Below are 15458 nucleotides of genomic sequence, written 5' to 3' on the forward strand. Positions count from 1 at the left end.
TAGAGGTCGGAGCTGTCGATCGAGGCGGTGCGGCCGTCGCGGGTGACTTTCTTGTATCGGAGGAATTCCTCCTCCATAGTCTGCGCAGAGGTCACGGCGTAGTGCAAGGTCATGTCCGGGGAGACATGACCGAAGTAGCGCATCACGACGTGAAGCGGCACTCCAGCGTTGATCAGGTTGGTCGCGGCGGTGTGCCGGAAGCGGTGTGTCTTGGAGACCGCGACCTGACGGCCGACGGAGTCTCTGATGTTGAGCAGTCTGGTGAGCCTGCTGAACCGCAGATGCATTGTCGGAAGCGGGTAAGGCTTGTCGCCCAGTCGGTTTCGGCTCGCGCAGAGGAACAGGTATTTCGGCGTTACGTCAGAGTTTCCGAAGTGCGCCATCATGTCTCGGGCGTGCTTTTGCTGGGCTCGGATGATCGTGACGATCTCCTCGTCCACGGGGATCGTGGGTGCGACGTTCGATTCGATCTTCGTCTGTTGATACCGCATCCGGGCGACGAAGCCCGCGCTGTCAGGATCACCGTATGTGCGATTGTGCAGGATCGGTTCGAGCGGGTCGAAGTCCATCATCAGCACCTCGTTGGCGCGACGTCCGGTGCGCAGCAGAAGCATCAGGATGTGGAAGGCTTGCAGGTCGCCGAGCCCGCCCTCCTTCACAGGCTGTGCGAGCAGGCCGCTGCCCTCGGCGATCTGCTGCATGACATCCTCTTCGAGGACCATGTCGTGTGCCTTGACGTTGGCCAAGCGGGGCTTGTCCTCGGGGCGGAACAGCACGCAGTGCTCGGGTCGCAGAGTGGCCCAGGCGCTGATGCCGAGTTCGGTGGCGGCTTCATCCCGGTGGTCATACATGAACTGGTAGAACTGCTCGATCGCGGTCATGATCTGGCGGCGTGGGTTCGTCGCCAGCGCCTTGCCCGCGCGTACCCCGGACTCGATGCGGTGTGCGAGGAGCAGGTCGCAGAAGCCGCGGATGAAGTCCCGCAGGCGGTGTGGGTCCGTTGTCAGGCACGGGCCCTGATCGGCGGTGGTGTCGATGTAGCGTTGCAGCCATTTCAGGGCGTCCAGGCGCGATTTGACCGTGCTCCACGAGTACCGCTCCGTGGTCAGGCCCGCCGAAAGCCAGTACTTCGCTCCTTCACGCAACCACAGGCTGGTCAGGTTGGTGAAGTGCATTGTCGTGCGACCTTGCGGTTCGTGGTCGCGTTGGGGCACCCTCGGGTCGAGGCTGGGATTCCAGACGTTCAGCTCCCACCACGGGCCGCGGTGATAGGCGTACCCGAGCACGGCGGCCATGTGCCCGAGGCGGTAGGTGCCGCCTTTGAACGCAGATTCGCCGATCTTCGCACCGCGCATCTGTGCTTTCCGTGCGGATCGCACCCACTCGTCAGGCGAACGGTGCAGCAGCGATTGCGCCGACCGGCACTCGTCGTCGTGATTCATCGCGGCGCGCAGCAGGATGAAGGCGGCATTCGTCTCGATGACGCGGACGAAGTGACCCAGCTCGATGCGCCGGTGGATGATCCAGGCGATCTCCCAGGTCATCGGCTCCGGCAAACCGCGGAAGTTCAGGTAGCAGGAGGTCCAGCTCCCGCCGACGTTGACTTCGCGGATCGCCGGTCGGTAGTGCGCCGGCATCGTCTTCTTGTCGAAGTGATCGCTGCGGCATTCTTCGGGCAGAGAGTCCCAGAGCCTGCGGGCGATGGTGAGGTCGAACATGTCCGCTAGTGCCAACCCCGGGTCGATCTGGTGCAGTCTCTTGGGGCTGCGCGACCATGACGTGATGGCGGGATCGGTTGCTGGGCTAGACATTCGGGTACTCCCATCCGGCGACGTATTCGCGCCAATTCGCTACCGAGGCCAGCTCGGCGTCCTCGGTGACGTGGCCGTAGATGTTCATCGTGGTCTGCACGCTCGCGTGTCCGAGGCGGCGGCTGACGGTGTGGACGGGACTCCCCGCCAGCAACAGCGCGGTGGCGTGGGTGTGCCGAAACCAGTGCGGTGTCATCAGGTTCGGGAGGGCGGTGTCGTGATGCTTCATCGAGCGCAGGTGCGCATAGACCGACTCGGTACGCAGGGGCGCGAACAGCGGGTTCCGCATCACGTTGCAGAAGATGTAGCTGCTGTCCCAATCATCGAGGGCGACATCGGCGCCTCGGTCGCACAGCCACCACACGTAGTCGGCGTAGAGCCGGTCGAGCCGCGACCCGATGTGGACCTCGCGTTCCCCGGACTTGGCGGACAGGCCGTACGGGTGTGGCCTGCTCACGATCGCGACCCGGGCGCTCTTGCCGCCGATCCCGGTGTTCCAGTCGCGGTGCTCCAACGAGAGGGCTTCGCCGATCCGCATGCCCGATTCCGCCAGGACTGCCCACAGGAACCGATATCGCAGGTCACCTCTCCACTCCTCGAGTGTTGGGTCGTAGGTGGCCTCGGCGCCTTGGAGGGCGTCGATCGTGGTCGGCGCCAGAACCGGGATGGCCTTGCGGGCGGCGCGGATTCGGATGGCGGCGCGCTTCTGTGGCGCTCGCCTGGCCACGTGCTCGAGGAACGAGAGGTAGCGGCCGGATCGGACGTGGGCTTGCTTCCACAGGAACGGCGCAGCGTCTGTTCCGCTGTCGGCTTGGTAGCGGTAGAAACTCATCACTGCGCGCATGCGGAGATTCACCGTGCTGTCGCTGAGCGTCGGTCGGGGGCGGAGTTCGCGGATCGGCGAGTCCTGCTCGCCGTAGCGCAGGGCCGAGATGAAGTCGCCGAAGTCGTGCAGCTTCACCGCATCCCACGACGTGCCGGTCACTTCCAGGAACGACCACCACTGGGCCAGGCTCTGTGCGTAGGCGCGGGTGGTGTTCGGCCGGAAGTCGATTTGCCGCCCGTACTCGAGGTAGGCCTCGACCGGCTCAACGAGACCGAACGATCTGTCGATCACCGTCCAGGTCGTTGTACCGTCGTTGAGAGTGACACGTTGCGCTGTAGCCATCAGCCCGCTCCCGTTCGTCTGAAGTCGAAGCTACGCCCGGCGCTGCCTAATTCGAGGCACCCGAACGGCGCGTGTCGGCGGTGTCATCGGCGTACCTCGCTGCCTGCAGATAACACCGTCGCCCACATATCCCGAATCCGTGGAAGGAAGCCCAGGATGATGTCAACGGCACTACCTACTAGCTACGGATTACATGTCGTGGCACTTTCGAGAGCCTGGGACGCGGGGGCAGCGAATTGGACTCCGCAGCAAAGGGTGAACTTCGCCAACGACACGGACGTCAACTTACTTGCCTCCCAAGGCAAAGCAAACCAATCGAAGTCCGATCAAGGCCTCGACACCTGGCTTCCACCCAACACTGCATTCCAATGTGACTACGCCATCAGATATCTCACCGTGGCCGCGAAATATCACCTGATGATCACTGCCGCCGATGCAGACGCGGCGCGCACTGCCTGCGCACAGAAATGAGGGGAAGAAGATGAGCTCCATAGATTCTGAGGACGAAAACCTGTTGTGGAACGAAATTCTTGCAAGGAGGAGGCGAACCCGCCTCATCGGGGTAATCGCGACAATAGGTCTCACCGCGGGAGCCGCAATCTGGGGAGGCGTTGCGACCGGAGCCTGGCTCCCCATTCTTGGGTTCTTCGCAGTAATCACGGTAGGCACGGTCATGGTCAACGGCATCAGTGACGCCAGCGACAGAGGAGAACCGATTCGCCTCCTCCGTGCGTTTCTCGTCCTTGTTTCACTGGGGGTCATGGGCTACCTCCTGTTCTCCGGCCGCTTGGTCGAGATGTTGACCCTCGTCCCCGGTCCTATCGACTGAAACCAAAGGTGAAACGGGTGTCCTGCATTCGATCTTTACGGACTCTCGATGTTGTTCGGCTTCAATCTCGAAATCTCCGTCACGAAACGATCCCAACCTCTCGGAAAAAAGGAATTCAGCCATGACAAACATCGACAGCACAGACACACAGGACGGCGCGGTTTCGAACCAAGAACCCTGGCTGCACCTCGAATCCGCCCTACGGGATATCCCGGCGCCGGGCCGCTTCAAATCCCTTACCTGCAGTGAGCACGCCGCGCTCGCCGAGCGCGTGTCCATCCTTGCGTTGCAACCCGACCCGTTTGACGCCCGTGGATTTGCGTACCCCGCAGGCGTACGCGGCACCCTCCAACGCGCCGCACAGATCCACGCCACACTCGCCGCCCTTGCCCCTGAAGTCCTACCCACCAAGCCTTCTGAGGCGCAGTCGTGAGCAACGAATCGAGTGTTGGCGACCGAATCGCGCCCCCCTCATCACCCGCGGTCGCTGCAACCGCGCTCAAAATGGGGCACCGCGTCCAATTCGCGGAGTCCCGGCGATGGTGGAGAGTGCGAGCCACATCCGGCGATGGCAGGTTCGCGATCCTTACCAGCCCCTTCAACCTCCGCAGGGTCCCGTACTACACGATCCTCGACACCGAGCGCGGTGTGCGCGGCCCGGACGACAGAATCTTCTGCAGCGGTTACGAAGACGACGGCGACATCGCAGATCGGATGCGCGAGCTGATCGCCGGAGACATCCATGTGAGCCGCCGGCCGTCGAAATGCGTAGAGACCCGCGTCGTCGCGGTCCTCCCACCCACCGATCGGCATACCCCGGGGCCTATTCCGCCTCCTGACACATACGAACCCGTCTTCGAAACGGGACATGACACGACAGGAGTTTCCCGCTCATGACTCAGACATACCGTCCCGCAGAAGTTTTTCCCGACCCGGCCGAACGGCGGCTCCGAGCGATGCTCGCGGCCCTCGACGATGCCCTCGCCGGGATAGCCGATGCACGCGAAGAACTCCGAGGGCTCTACACCGGCCCGAGAACGTACCCCGAAGAGCTGGAACTGTTCCTCGCCGCCGAAGCCGACAATCAGGACATCACTACCCACCTCGCCGCCGCAGCCCGCGATATCCGTGCCGCGCTCGCGATCCTTCACAGCACCACAACCGCGTCCGTGTCGAACTCCTCGACGTCGCTGCATCGACATACCCACAAGGTGACAGCTGCCGCTGACGTGAGGCGAACGAACAAGGCCCACATCGAAAGGGGACACCACAGATGACTGCCACCCGACCCGCCGCCACCGCGCACCAGCACGGCAACGGATCCCTCACCCCCGCAGCGGAACCGGCAACAGGTTTCGACGCCGATAACCTCACAGCCGCAGACGAACTCGCGATCGACATCGGAAGAGTCGCGATCGAAGCCAGTGAAGGTGTCCCCTACGGCTCAGAGCCCGACGAGTTCTTCCTGGCAGCAGGGAAAGCTGTCTTCTACTGGCTACAGCTCAACGGTCACCGGCGCATCACCACTGAAGAGGCGGACGAGTTACGACAGGTGTCGAATTGCGCGCTGCAGTACGGCAACATCGCCAGCCGAGAAGCCGCCCACAGTCTGATCGCCCGGTTCCTGGAAACCGAACCCGCCAAGGCGCGTCCCGATATCGGTACGGCAACCGCCGAAAATGTCGGCGGTTCAGATGGTTCCGCCCCTGCCGAACCTGCGGAAGAGGAGACGAATGCGAAGGCGGTAACACGGTGCCCGATCTGCTTCGGACTGAATGGGTCTCACAACACGATTCACGAGCGCTACCCGGCCGGCGGCGGCGGAACCAACAAACCCTGCCCGAACTCCCTGCCAGCCGTTATAGAAGAAGTGAAGACGCACTGCCGGTGCGTCACGCCGGACTGGTACCACGATGGGCTGGACTCGGATATCGACGGACGCCTGTGCCGCCGGTGCCGTCTGCGGCAGGACATCCCGTACAGGGATCTCGTCAACTCGCCGGTTGCCCGTACCGCAGTGTCAGCGTTCAGTGTCGCTGCACTAGCCCTACGAAACGCCGTGGAAGTACTGGACCCTCACGAAGGTGGGGATTGGGAGCACGCGTGGCAGACGATTGCAGATCTCGAAGACTGCGCCGGCCGCTTCGACGCAAGTGAGAGAACGGAAGTGAGGGAAAGTGGTCGAGAAAATCGCTAAGCATGGAAGACACGCTACGAGTCGAGCGAAACTGGGCACGCATGTCCTCAGTCCAGTCGGCCCCGAGAATTTCAGTGAGCACTACTACGGAGTGCGAATCACCAGTACCCCACTGGGCAGGCTGCGCGGGCTTTTCAGAGAGTGGTTCCTCGTTCCACCCGACTTTCATCCAGCGATACCGGTGTGCATCTACGGACATGGCGTCGAACCTAAACGTATTGCCGCGGCGATTAACCGGTACGCCCGCGAAGCAGAATGGGAACGTCGGCCGACGTTGAGACAGATCATCGACGGGATCGACGAACGGTGGATCAGTGGCACTATGACGAACTCGGAAACAGGGTTGGTGGTGTACGCGCGGCTCTGCCTGAGATTTGAGGAGCGGATCCGTGGCGCAGTTCCTGTCACGATCATTGCTCCGGAGCCAGAGACCATGACAGTGGGGGCAACTGGCGGAGCTCTGGTGAATCCGGGAGTTGACAATTGACGATGTCGATCACCGTGAACTGTGATGCGTGTGGAACTACTCGAGAAGTTCCGGCGAACTACTTGTCATCGTGCAGTGTCGTGAGATCCGCGATCGAGCCAGGGTGGACACATTTCGTCGACGAGGACTACTGCTCGAATTGCGCTGCAGTGAGGGCGCAGACGTGGCCTCGAGAATCCGAGGGAGGGACTCCATGAGCATCACTGAAATTCGGCCACTAGGTGCCGTTGATGGGGTGAAGGCTCCTGTGTCTCACTCTATTCATGCGATTCCCGGTAACACCACGCTCGACGAACTCACGGAATTCGCGTGGACGGATCTCTCGACTCCCGACAAGGCGATTGGTGCATACCGTTTGGTGTCTCTCGCCGATGACCCTGATGTGTGGGAGCAACTCGGACCCCTCACTTACGCGCGATTCGTCGACGCCGGCGCATTCGCTGCCGTCTATTCCGAAGGGCGCTGGATACCGCTCTCGTGTGGGCAATGGCTGGTGCGCACACACGACGATGACCTCATCGTTGTCTCCGACGATGACCTCCGGCTCGGGTACGAGTTACTCGGGTGAAAGAAAAAGAGCCGTCGGAGCGCTCGCCAGGGAGGGACGTTGACCTGGCCTTTTGTGCGTCGATTGCTTGCAGGCACCTGAGCTGTCCAGGTCCGTCTCTACTGTCCGGATCGCACTGAAAGTCCCCGCGGTCATCGAGACAGTTGTTCCCCCTCGGCCGCACCAACATCCGGCAAAGGAAGACATCATGGACATCGCATCACTCATCGTCGGCGTCGCAGTAGCCGGCGCATCGGCAGCGCAGGGAGCTGGCGTAGAGCCAGTCATCACCGACACCATCACCTCGGTAGTCGAGGAACAGGCACCGGCTGTATCCCAGTTCATTCCAGATCCGCAGCCGTACCTGGACCAGGCAACAACCGCCCTGACGCAGCTGCAGGAGCAGATTCCTCCTGCGTGGCAGGCCGAGGCGGAAAGTGCGTTACCCCCGGAACTGAAAGACGCTGCGGCGCAGATACAAGAGATCCTCCCGCCGCAGGCACAGGCTCTGGTCCCCGACGTCGCCCTTCCTGCTCCTGGACCGGACTCGGTTCCGCCGGCCGGCTCGGCGCCGGACGGATCCGCTGTCGAAGACGCATCGGCGAATGACACGACACCTGCCGGAGGGCCTGCGCTTCTGCCCTCCGTGTTCAGCGCACAACCATCTAACGCTGCCGGGATACCCTCGCTCACAGGCCTGTTCGCACCGTCGGCGGTGCCGGATTTGAAGTTCGATCCCAGCCTGCCTCGCAATGTCGAGTTCGCTCGCGCTGTCATCGAAGCTGCGATGCGGGCACTCGGACTTCCCTACCAGTGGGGCGGCGGTTTGTTGACCGGTCCGTCGATGGGTGATGGAACGGGCGGCCCGATCGCCGGGTACGACTGCTCCGGACTGAGTCGTTTCGCGTACTTCATCGGAAGCGGCGGAACCAAGGTGCTGCCTCGGACGTCGCAGGAGCAGTTCCGCGCCGGACACCAGATTCCGATGAGCCAGGCACAGCCGGGTGACCTGCTGTTCGGGAATTGGCAGGCTGACGGCGCCAATCATGTCGCGATCTATCTCGGCGAGGGCAAGATGATCGAGGCACCTCAGACCGGTCAATTGGTGCAGATCAGCGCAGTCCGTTCGGACATGATCCCGGCCAGGTTCCTCTGATGACGGACCTATCTTCCACTGTGAGTAACTGCGGGGCCGAGCGGCCAGGTCGCAGTGTTTCGACGCTCAGTGGTGTCGGGGCCGCCGCCCTGATCCCGGCGGCGCTGACGACGCTATTGATTCAGTGGGGGCCTGCAGCGGCGTCTGCGCTCACTCACAGTGGGAGGGGATGACAGTGACGGACGGCGCACCCGACAGCACAGCCGCAGGCCACTACGATTTGCGTAACGACAGCGGAGAACCTCAACAGAGCATCGCTGAGATTGATGCGAGCACAACCTCGAGTGAAGGAGATATCACTGCCATGACCGCGACCACGCCGTCAAGCCACAAGAAGGCGCTGGAGACAGCACGCAAGGCCGCAGAATCGTTGGCGCAGGAGGCGATTGCAACGAGAGTCGCTCTCGTCGGTGCGATCGGCGAGGCGGAAGCTGAGCTTGCTGCCATCGACGCGGCACGGGTTGAGGCAGAGGACACGATCCGCCTCGCCCATGAACGCGCGATCGCGGGAGGGTGGACCGTCAAGGAACTCGCCGCTATGGGATACAGCGCACCGAAAAAGAAGAAGGCCGCAGCGTCGAGTAAGCGATCCTCGACGTCGCCGGCAGAAAACACGGCCGCCGCGAATGCACCCCAGACGTCCGAACAGAATTCCGCGCACGACAGCTCGGCCTAAAACGCAGACCACGTGCACCCCGGTCCGTCTACATCGGGACTCGACGCTGCGCCGCAAGAGCAGTGGAAACAGTCTGCCGGCGCCCCCCTTTCTGATCGATGTGTCGTAGCCCTCGGCTAATCTCGCATGTGCGACGAGCAACAGGTCGCCACACCGACCTAGACCGCAGCACCATCGGCGGTCCTGATCTTGTGAGGGAAGATTCCCCACGAGATTGGTCGAAGTGGCGACCTGCTGCTGTTTTTGTCGCCGTAGTGAGAGGGCAACGCCTAGTTGCAAACTGGGGTCGCGGACGGCTGTACATGTGTGAAAGGTTGAGCGGGTCAACATGAACCCACCCTTTAGGAGCTCAATCTCATGGCAAAAGTTCAGAACGCGACTACGTGGGTTAACAAGGCTTTGTACTACGTCGAAGAATCGGTTCACGCGAACGAGGTCGACAAGGACGTGGATCGCGCGAATGTTTTTGCGGCGCAGGCGTTGGTTTTCGCGACCTTGGCGACGACTGGGATTCAGATCGCTTCCAACGTACCCGCCGAAGGGACCGTGGAGTTTCCCTCGCGAAGGTGAAAACTGTTTGCGCGCAGTTCAATAACGCCGAAAGCGTAGCTCTTTTCGAGCGTATGTGGTTTCGAGGTCAGACGAATTCGCGGATGCGGGGGAGGACTCGGGCGAGTTCTTCGAAGAGTGCCGGCCATCCGCGTCTGAGTCTGGTGATGCGGCCGCGTTCGAGGAACGCTCCGTCGAGGATGTGTGAGATCCGTAGGTGTTGCTCGGGGGTGCCGAGGCGGCGGAGCTTGTCGTAGACGGGGTTGACGGGAAGGTCGTGCGCGGCGATGTGTGTCCAGATGTCTTCGCTGCTCCAGTTCCAGACCGGCCCGAAAACGTGTGTGCCGTCGGCTCGGTCGAGGGCACCGCCATGTGTTTGGCGCTGCTGCGCTGCTGTGGTGCAGCAGTCGGTGCATTCTTCGGTGACTCGGCTGCTGAGAGCGTTGTAGTACATCGACCAGCGTCCGGTTCCTTTCGCTGATTCGTCAGCACGTACACCCCATATCTCTCCCGGTCCGTGAGTCTGATGTGCCGCGCGTGAGGGTGCTCCGATGAGAATGTCGCGGAGCGCTCGCGTTGTTGCTCGTGTGGGCAGGTGGTGATCCCATTCGCCGGAGTCCGCGAGGGCGGTCAACAGGGGTGGGTCGGCTCGGTGCACTTCGAGATTGAGGTTCCATGCGTCGGCGAGGTCGGCGATGTACTCGTAGGTCTGTGGGTATTCGAGCCCTGAATCGAAGAAGACGACAGGAATGTTCGGCTCGACCGCTGTGGTCAAGTGCAGGGCGACGAGTGAATCTTTGCCGCCGGAGAAGGCGAGATATCCGTCGTGATTGTCGAGGTGTTCCTCGATGCGTTCTTTGATCGCGGTCAGGTTGGGACGTGGGCGCCGCAGTGCGCGCAGTGTGGTCAGATCTAGTCCGTCCGCGCGAGGGGTGCCACTCATATCTCTGCCGCTTCCTGGTGTTCGATGGGTATTTCTGGCGTTGTTGTCACACGCGGCCCTTCGGGCGGATCTTCCTGTGTATGTAAGGCCTCGAAGCCGATCCGATTCGGGGCACCTGCACAGGAGGAGGAGCGTGATGAACGAAAAACTACAGGAGGTGACCTCGTGCGTAGAGGTCGTAGAGGCGGCGTTCGCATCGACGAGTGCATCGACGAATCGTTCATCTGAGAAGGGTTCTGTGCAGCTGGGGCGGTGTGCGCGCTGCGCGAAGGCCGACACACCGATCGAGCCCGCGCGTTCGGCGATCTCGCGAACCTTCACCGCATTCGACTCGTGGAAGGCTCCGACCGAGAAGGGGCTCTGCGCACCGTGCCGGTGGGCGTATCAGACCTCGGAGCTGCGAACCCGAATGCATCTGATCACCAACGCGCCGGCGATGACCGAACTGACGCAGCCGCGCCTCGCCCGGACCTTGTCGGCCCCGTTGACGTCGGAGATCGCGCTGGTGGTGCCGTTGCGTCGCCCGGCCCGCAAACACATCCTGGCGCACGCCCGGTGGGGTGCCGTTGCCGTCGAAGACACCTGCTTGCCGTGGTCGGATCGCGATGTCGCAGCAGCTGCCGCGATGCGCCGGCTGCGCTCTCATGGCTTCGGTGAACGCATGCTCGGCGAGAGTGCAGCCCCGTATGCAGTGCTTCGCACAGTGCCGGCGCGTCGGTGGCCGGCGATCTTCGAGGACTGGGATCACCTGTCCCCGTACCGCCACGTCGACCGATGGTGGGCGTTGGCGCTGTTGGCCACGAAACCGTCTCGTAGTAAGGCGCACGCATGACGACGCCGACAGACCGCTGGCTCGCTGCCGCCCCCGCAGGCCTCCCACAACTGCAGGGTGTGGAGAGTGTGGCCGAGCGGCTGCTGTTGCTGTTGCACTACGGCGTGGACTGGGATTCGTGGGTGGGCCGACGCCGGGCGACGTACTGGACGCAGCATTTGCCGAACCGAGTCCGCGTCGCGACGTATGTCGGAGGAGCCGACCTCGATCGTTGGTGGTCAGTGGTCTCACGCTCGCTCGAATCCGAGCCGCGAACTACCGATGAGCGGCTGGAGTTGGCAGCTCTTCTGCGGGCCGACTCGGAGCCGGTTTTGACGCTGCTGCGGGAGCGTCCCACGGCGTATGTCCTGCGCACCCGCATCGTGGCCGAATCAGTTGCCGCTGCCCGCGCCGCGAGGAAGGTCAGCTGATGCGTTCGACCGTGAGATGGGATGTCGAACTGACTGCCCTGTCGTCGATCTCGCAGAAGGGCGAGGAGTCAGAAACGACGACGACACTGTTTCGACGCGAACCGATCCTGCAGCCCGACGGGAGGAAAGTGCTGGTACCGGTCGTGTCGGGGAACTCGCTGCGGGGAGCATTGCGACGCACCGCCGAGGAGTTGTTCCGCGATGTGATCGGTTACGAAGGACAGATACCTCTCTCCGCGGCGCACGCACTGCGCAACGGCGGCAACCTGAGCAAAGTCGCCGGCGACTCACTGACCGGCCGCCGGCGTCAGCGCCTGCGCGAGTTGGTCCCGCCGATCAGTCTGTTCGGAGGCAACGGAGGCGGTGCGCCGCCGATCGACGGATGCCTGAAAGTCGGCAAAGTCGTTCCCCGAGTGAAGGAAACAGAATCGATCATGAGCAGGCCCTACCCGGGAGTGCTGATGTCGCAATTCGAGCTCATGTCCCTGGAAAGTTACAGCCGCTTCGACGACGCCGGCACCAAGTCCTTCCCTGCGCCCTTCGATGCCGACACCGTGCCCGGTTCGGGAACTTCGGCGCATCAGACGTCGATGTTGATGCGCTTCGAGGTCGAGACGCTGCCCGCAGGAACACATTTCGAAACATTCCTGAGGCTGGACCGGGCAACCGACCGCGACATCGCCTTCTTCAATGACGTGTGGGAACGATTCGCACGAGACGGCTTCCTGGGTGGGCGTAGCGCGATCGGGCACGGCCGAGTCCGCGCCGAGTCGGAGCTGACCGTGTTGACCGGCCCGGGACCGCAGGTGGCGGACTGGCGAGCGGAACTGGAACCGCTACGAGAAGACGTGATCGAGGCACTGGGGTGGCTGACGTGAACGCAGGCACTGCCTTCGCTCCCTTCCTGGTCAGGGCCCATCTCTCGTCCGGGTTGGCACATGCGAGCCCCTGGGGGATCGCGTTGGACGGCATCCTCGCTGCGGAGCTGTGGGCCGACCACAAAGCAGGCGCCCTCGACCGCGGCGAATACGTGCCGGCGCTCTCGCCGGAGAAGGCCCCGCCGGATCTCGAATTGCCTCTTGCGCGTTGCACTCTGGCGGGTGCGGACTGGCATTGGTGCGCGACGTGTTCGTTCCCCGAAGACCCGGCCGGAGATCCGGTGGTGCGGCACTGGGCGAGCAGAACTGATCACCGAGGGCTCGAGGAACTCGCGTCGAGCGTGCCGGCAGTGATCTCGGATCGGCAGGGCCGCTACCGGGCGAGGTACATGCCGTTGATGATCACCAACTCTCGCACTGTCACCTGGCGCGGCGTGGGTGACCTGACGGCCGTCGCGGCAATATTGTCCGGTCTCGATGTGATCGGGAAGAAGCGCGCACACGGTGAGGGTCGCGTTCTGCGGTGGGAGTTCGAGAACCGTGCAGGTGAGGATCCCTGGAAGTACTCGCACGAGCACGCCGACGGCACGCTGGGACGCACGACACCGGCCCCATGTGTGGCCTCGCGAGATGCGCCGGTCACATCGGGGTTCGGGCTGGCAGGTGTTCGTCCGCCCTACATGCACCGGACGCGCATGCGCGAACTTCACCTTCCCCGGTAACGGTTCGACTGCGGGATTGGGGGGCCTGTTACTCGATGCGGGTACCAGGTCGTATGCGTCGAATTTTGCCACTCGACGGGCGAGGGCTCGGTCGGCTGGTCTGGTGGGGGTGGTGCGACGAGTGTGAGGACCTGTTTGGGAGCAGCACCGCGGTCTGAGAAGGGGTGCCGGACGTCCTCGGGGATCGGTTCGTTGCTGAGGATGGCAGACACGTAGGCGGGGAGTTCAGCGCGGTCGAAGATCCTGATTCGCTGTTGCGCGAAAAGCTCGTCGGAAGATTCGCGCCGAGATATGGCAATCTTCTGCGCGTCCTTCCATTCTTCGGGCAACCCCGGTCTCTCTACCCGCTTCCAGTCGTCGAGGTAGTGGCGGTAGTTCCGCGTGAACCAGTCCTGGCTTTGTGCAAGGGCTTTCATTGTCGCGGAGTTGACGAGCAATGAATATGCCGGGCTGGTCGAATCGAACGTGCCAAGCGAGTTGCTGTTGTCATCTTGCATAACTGTCCACTGAGCAAATTGCATGAACGTCAGCGGGGAAGGCCTCAGCGGGGAAGGCCCTGGTGGCGGTGGCACGGCGTGTGTGGCGACACGGTCGTTTGCCAGGCACGACCAGGGGAGCGTGTACTCACGGATCGCGGCTAGGGGGACATCATCGATTAGACCCTTGGTACGTGGGAACCGGTTGAGAAATACATCTGCGCTGACAGCAGTGATTCGGTCACCGGAGGGACCGAGGCAGCATCTGTGATCGCTGTACCGGACGCCGCGAGCTGCGGGGTTGTAGAGCGCATAAAGACTCTGCGCTCCGCTCTTTCGGGCGTAGAGGTCGAGTAGGTCGATCTGCTGCATGCCGGAAGATCGAATTTCGTGCTTGATCTTGTACTTCCCGGCCGGATGCGCCGGAGGCGTTTGAAGCTTCTTGGCCTGGATGACAAGGTGAAACCATTTACTCGACCCGTCCGAGATCCACCATTCCCAGTCCGCCCCGTAGCGGGATTCCTCTCTACGGTTGAAGGCTCCGACATGGAGTTCGGGAATGGTCTTCGCGAGGTTCAACAAGATCCGCTCGGTAGTTCCTTCTTCACCCTGGCGGATGTTGTGACGTTCTCCATCCCTGAAGTTTCGGCCGGCGCTTTGTGCATTCCTGAACAACGCTGTTGCGAGCCGTGTCATGACTGGGCCAGGCGCGGAAGAAGTTGGAGTCGGCACGTGTATCCCATCGGTCGGTTGTAGGCCGCCGGACAAGGGTTGCCGGCGTCAGAGGATCGCATGTCCGGGAGCGAACTCTTAGAAATCTACCGGTCGTTTTGCAGTACACAGAAGTGTACTGATCTGGTAGGACGCCGCTTCGCGTCCACGATGTGAAAGTCGAAAAGGGCGGCCGGCCGGCCGCTCCGGTTCACGCAGTCCAGGTCCCTCGCTACCGTTCGCCCATCAATCCGAGAGGCCGATGTGTAGAGGAGATGTGGTTTCGATGACCATCACCGAGATTCACCCAGGCGATATCGCTGGGAATGTCGATTGGCAGGAGCGAGCTGTGTGCCAACGTACTGATCCCGAAGCATTCTTTCCGGAACCCGGAGAAGCTGTCCGGCCGGCGAAACGGGTCTGCGCAGGATGCGAGGTTCGTGTCGACTGCTTGGCATTCGCATTGGCGAACGACGAGCGTTTCGGTGTCTGGGGTGGGCTGACCGCCTCGGAGCGGCGCCGTCGCTACCCGCGGGTGCAGCCGTGACCACCCACGTGGACTTCACCCATACCTCGTACGCGGAGGCCGCGAAATATGCCGATTCCATCAAACTCGCTCGGTACATCTGGGATCGAGGGATTTGCGGCACAGAGCTCCTCCGGCTCAGTGGAGCTACCCGCCGAGCGCTCGCCAAAGCGGCTGTTGTGAACCCGCCTTGTACCTCGGAAACGTGGGCGACGGTGGCGGATCTTGTGTCAGAACAATCAGCGTGGGCGGACGCTCACCCAGATGATCCGGGTTCTGTTCCGCTGCACGCAGACGAGCATGAGGCGTGGATTTCGTGGATCCGGCCAGCAAGCGAAATCGGTCCCTCGCGTGGGTGATCTTCTGTTCATGGCAGGAGCCTCGATGACATGCCTGTTGGGCGTTGCCGGCCTCATGGTTGCCCTTCGAGGGGCTAAGGATGCGACTGACGAAGACGAAGTGCTCGGGCCTGGAGCAGAGTTGATCCAGGAAATGCGATGAACGACTCGCAGCTCACGCTTTTCGACATTGAACTGGGCG

19 protein-coding genes are annotated in these 15458 nt (G+C 62.4%); 15 read left to right on the plus strand and 4 right to left on the minus strand.

Annotated features, from left to right (window positions below):
• Together PCS43_RS32335 and PCS43_RS32340 are read right to left on the minus strand one after the other, a co-directional pair.
• Positions 1–1811: tyrosine-type recombinase/integrase (locus tag PCS43_RS32335; RefSeq protein ID WP_270923211.1), on the minus strand; the 1811-nt coding region annotated here is incomplete at its 3' end.
• Entirely contained in the window at positions 1804–2979 is a 1176-nt protein-coding gene (locus tag PCS43_RS32340; protein WP_058037612.1) for a tyrosine-type recombinase/integrase, read from the minus strand. The genes PCS43_RS32340 and PCS43_RS32335, both read right to left, overlap by 8 nt.
• Positions 2980–3177: 198 nt before the next feature.
• Here PCS43_RS32340 and PCS43_RS32345 point away from each other — a divergent pair, with 198 nt between their 5' ends.
• The 10 genes from PCS43_RS32345 (at position 3178) to PCS43_RS32390 (ending at position 9441) form a co-directional block, all read left to right on the plus strand.
• A complete protein-coding gene (locus tag PCS43_RS32345) occupies positions 3178–3450 on the plus strand; it encodes a GmrSD restriction endonuclease domain-containing protein (protein ID WP_270923212.1) in 273 nt (90 codons plus the stop codon).
• Positions 3451–3460: 10 nt separating this feature from the next.
• Positions 3461–3808 (plus strand): hypothetical protein, encoded by a 348-nt coding sequence (locus PCS43_RS32350; RefSeq protein WP_270923213.1) that lies wholly within the window; start codon positions 3461–3463, stop codon positions 3806–3808.
• 121 nt (positions 3809–3929) lie between these two features.
• Positions 3930–4241, plus strand: coding sequence for a hypothetical protein (locus PCS43_RS32355; RefSeq protein WP_270923214.1), 312 nt, complete (start codon positions 3930–3932; stop codon positions 4239–4241).
• Between the two features lie 116 nt (positions 4242–4357).
• Entirely contained in the window at positions 4358–4705 is a 348-nt protein-coding gene (locus PCS43_RS32360; protein WP_270923215.1) for a hypothetical protein, read from the plus strand.
• The gene (locus PCS43_RS32365) at positions 4702–5085 is read left to right on the plus strand and encodes a hypothetical protein (protein WP_228233123.1); all 384 of its coding nucleotides are present in this window, start codon (positions 4702–4704) and stop codon (positions 5083–5085) included. Before PCS43_RS32360 ends, PCS43_RS32365 begins: the two co-directional genes overlap by 4 nt.
• Positions 5082–6005: a hypothetical protein gene (locus PCS43_RS32370; RefSeq protein WP_270923216.1), complete on the plus strand. Its 924-nt coding sequence runs from the start codon at positions 5082–5084 to the stop codon at positions 6003–6005. The genes PCS43_RS32365 and PCS43_RS32370 overlap by 4 nt, the downstream gene beginning before the upstream one ends.
• A gap of 734 nt (positions 6006–6739) precedes the next feature.
• Positions 6740–7060, plus strand: a complete 321-nt coding sequence (locus PCS43_RS32375; RefSeq protein WP_270923217.1) for a hypothetical protein — start codon at positions 6740–6742, stop codon at positions 7058–7060.
• Positions 7061–7247: 187 nt separating this feature from the next.
• Positions 7248–8195 (plus strand): C40 family peptidase, encoded by a 948-nt coding sequence (locus PCS43_RS32380; RefSeq protein ID WP_228233129.1) that lies wholly within the window; start codon positions 7248–7250, stop codon positions 8193–8195.
• A 304-nt stretch (positions 8196–8499) separates the two neighbouring features.
• Entirely contained in the window at positions 8500–8871 is a 372-nt protein-coding gene (locus PCS43_RS32385; RefSeq protein ID WP_228233130.1) for a hypothetical protein, read from the plus strand.
• Between the two features lie 357 nt (positions 8872–9228).
• Positions 9229–9441 carry a hypothetical protein gene (locus tag PCS43_RS32390; RefSeq protein ID WP_270923218.1) on the plus strand — a complete coding sequence of 71 codons (213 nt, stop codon included), beginning with the start codon at positions 9229–9231 and terminating at the stop codon, positions 9439–9441.
• 67 nt (positions 9442–9508) lie between these two features.
• On the opposite strand, the gene PCS43_RS32395 is transcribed toward PCS43_RS32390, so the two are convergent.
• Positions 9509–10363, minus strand: a complete 855-nt coding sequence (locus tag PCS43_RS32395; protein WP_270923219.1) for a phosphoadenosine phosphosulfate reductase family protein — start codon at positions 10361–10363, stop codon at positions 9509–9511.
• Between the two features lie 136 nt (positions 10364–10499).
• Here PCS43_RS32395 and PCS43_RS32400 point away from each other — a divergent pair, with 136 nt between their 5' ends.
• From PCS43_RS32400 to PCS43_RS32415, 4 genes are read left to right on the plus strand one after another with little or no spacing between them, the layout of a single operon-like run.
• The gene (locus PCS43_RS32400; protein ID WP_270923220.1) at positions 10500–11195 is read left to right on the plus strand and encodes a hypothetical protein; all 696 of its coding nucleotides are present in this window, start codon (positions 10500–10502) and stop codon (positions 11193–11195) included.
• Positions 11192–11605 carry a hypothetical protein gene (locus PCS43_RS32405; RefSeq protein ID WP_228233138.1) on the plus strand — a complete coding sequence of 138 codons (414 nt, stop codon included), beginning with the start codon at positions 11192–11194 and terminating at the stop codon, positions 11603–11605. The genes PCS43_RS32400 and PCS43_RS32405 overlap by 4 nt, the downstream gene beginning before the upstream one ends.
• Positions 11605–12483 carry an RAMP superfamily CRISPR-associated protein gene (locus PCS43_RS32410; RefSeq protein WP_270923221.1) on the plus strand — a complete coding sequence of 293 codons (879 nt, stop codon included), beginning with the start codon at positions 11605–11607 and terminating at the stop codon, positions 12481–12483. The genes PCS43_RS32405 and PCS43_RS32410 overlap by 1 nt, the downstream gene beginning before the upstream one ends.
• Positions 12471–13205: a hypothetical protein gene (locus PCS43_RS32415; protein WP_058037375.1), complete on the plus strand. Its 735-nt coding sequence runs from the start codon at positions 12471–12473 to the stop codon at positions 13203–13205. The genes PCS43_RS32410 and PCS43_RS32415 overlap by 13 nt, the downstream gene beginning before the upstream one ends.
• Here the strand turns inward: PCS43_RS32415 and PCS43_RS32420 are convergent.
• Complete coding sequence (locus tag PCS43_RS32420) at positions 13190–14377, minus strand: DUF6615 family protein (RefSeq protein ID WP_270923222.1); 1188 nt, start codon at positions 14375–14377, stop codon at positions 13190–13192. The genes PCS43_RS32415 and PCS43_RS32420 overlap by 16 nt on opposite strands.
• Positions 14378–14678: 301 nt before the next feature.
• Here PCS43_RS32420 and PCS43_RS32425 point away from each other — a divergent pair, with 301 nt between their 5' ends.
• Positions 14679–14939: a WhiB family transcriptional regulator gene (locus PCS43_RS32425; protein WP_003944665.1), complete on the plus strand. Its 261-nt coding sequence runs from the start codon at positions 14679–14681 to the stop codon at positions 14937–14939.
• Positions 14940–15458 lie beyond the last annotated feature (519 nt).

The sequence above is a fragment of the Rhodococcus sp. C-2 genome (assembly GCF_027854095.1).
GTDB lineage: Bacteria > Actinomycetota > Actinomycetes > Mycobacteriales > Mycobacteriaceae > Rhodococcus_F > Rhodococcus_F qingshengii.

Excerpts from the sequence above, each read along its gene's own strand:
- PCS43_RS32370 (WP_270923216.1), top strand. The coding sequence starts at position 5,082 with ATGACTGCCACCCGACCCGCCGCCACCGCGCACCAGCACGGCAACGGA.
- PCS43_RS32385 (WP_228233130.1), top strand. The coding sequence starts at position 8,500 with ATGACCGCGACCACGCCGTCAAGCCACAAGAAGGCGCTGGAGACAGCA.
- PCS43_RS32395 (WP_270923219.1), bottom strand. The coding sequence starts at position 10,363 with ATGAGTGGCACCCCTCGCGCGGACGGACTAGATCTGACCACACTGCGC.
- PCS43_RS32340 (WP_058037612.1), bottom strand. The coding sequence starts at position 2,979 with ATGGCTACAGCGCAACGTGTCACTCTCAACGACGGTACAACGACCTGG.
- PCS43_RS32350 (WP_270923213.1), top strand. The coding sequence starts at position 3,461 with ATGAGCTCCATAGATTCTGAGGACGAAAACCTGTTGTGGAACGAAATT.
- PCS43_RS32365 (WP_228233123.1), top strand. The coding sequence starts at position 4,702 with ATGACTCAGACATACCGTCCCGCAGAAGTTTTTCCCGACCCGGCCGAA.
- PCS43_RS32355 (WP_270923214.1), top strand. The coding sequence starts at position 3,930 with ATGACAAACATCGACAGCACAGACACACAGGACGGCGCGGTTTCGAAC.
- PCS43_RS32400 (WP_270923220.1), top strand. The coding sequence starts at position 10,500 with ATGAACGAAAAACTACAGGAGGTGACCTCGTGCGTAGAGGTCGTAGAG.
- PCS43_RS32410 (WP_270923221.1), top strand. The coding sequence starts at position 11,605 with ATGCGTTCGACCGTGAGATGGGATGTCGAACTGACTGCCCTGTCGTCG.
- PCS43_RS32405 (WP_228233138.1), top strand. The coding sequence starts at position 11,192 with ATGACGACGCCGACAGACCGCTGGCTCGCTGCCGCCCCCGCAGGCCTC.
- PCS43_RS32425 (WP_003944665.1), top strand. The coding sequence starts at position 14,679 with ATGACCATCACCGAGATTCACCCAGGCGATATCGCTGGGAATGTCGAT.
- PCS43_RS32420 (WP_270923222.1), bottom strand. The coding sequence starts at position 14,377 with ATGACACGGCTCGCAACAGCGTTGTTCAGGAATGCACAAAGCGCCGGC.
- PCS43_RS32380 (WP_228233129.1), top strand. The coding sequence starts at position 7,248 with ATGGACATCGCATCACTCATCGTCGGCGTCGCAGTAGCCGGCGCATCG.
- PCS43_RS32390 (WP_270923218.1), top strand. The coding sequence starts at position 9,229 with ATGGCAAAAGTTCAGAACGCGACTACGTGGGTTAACAAGGCTTTGTAC.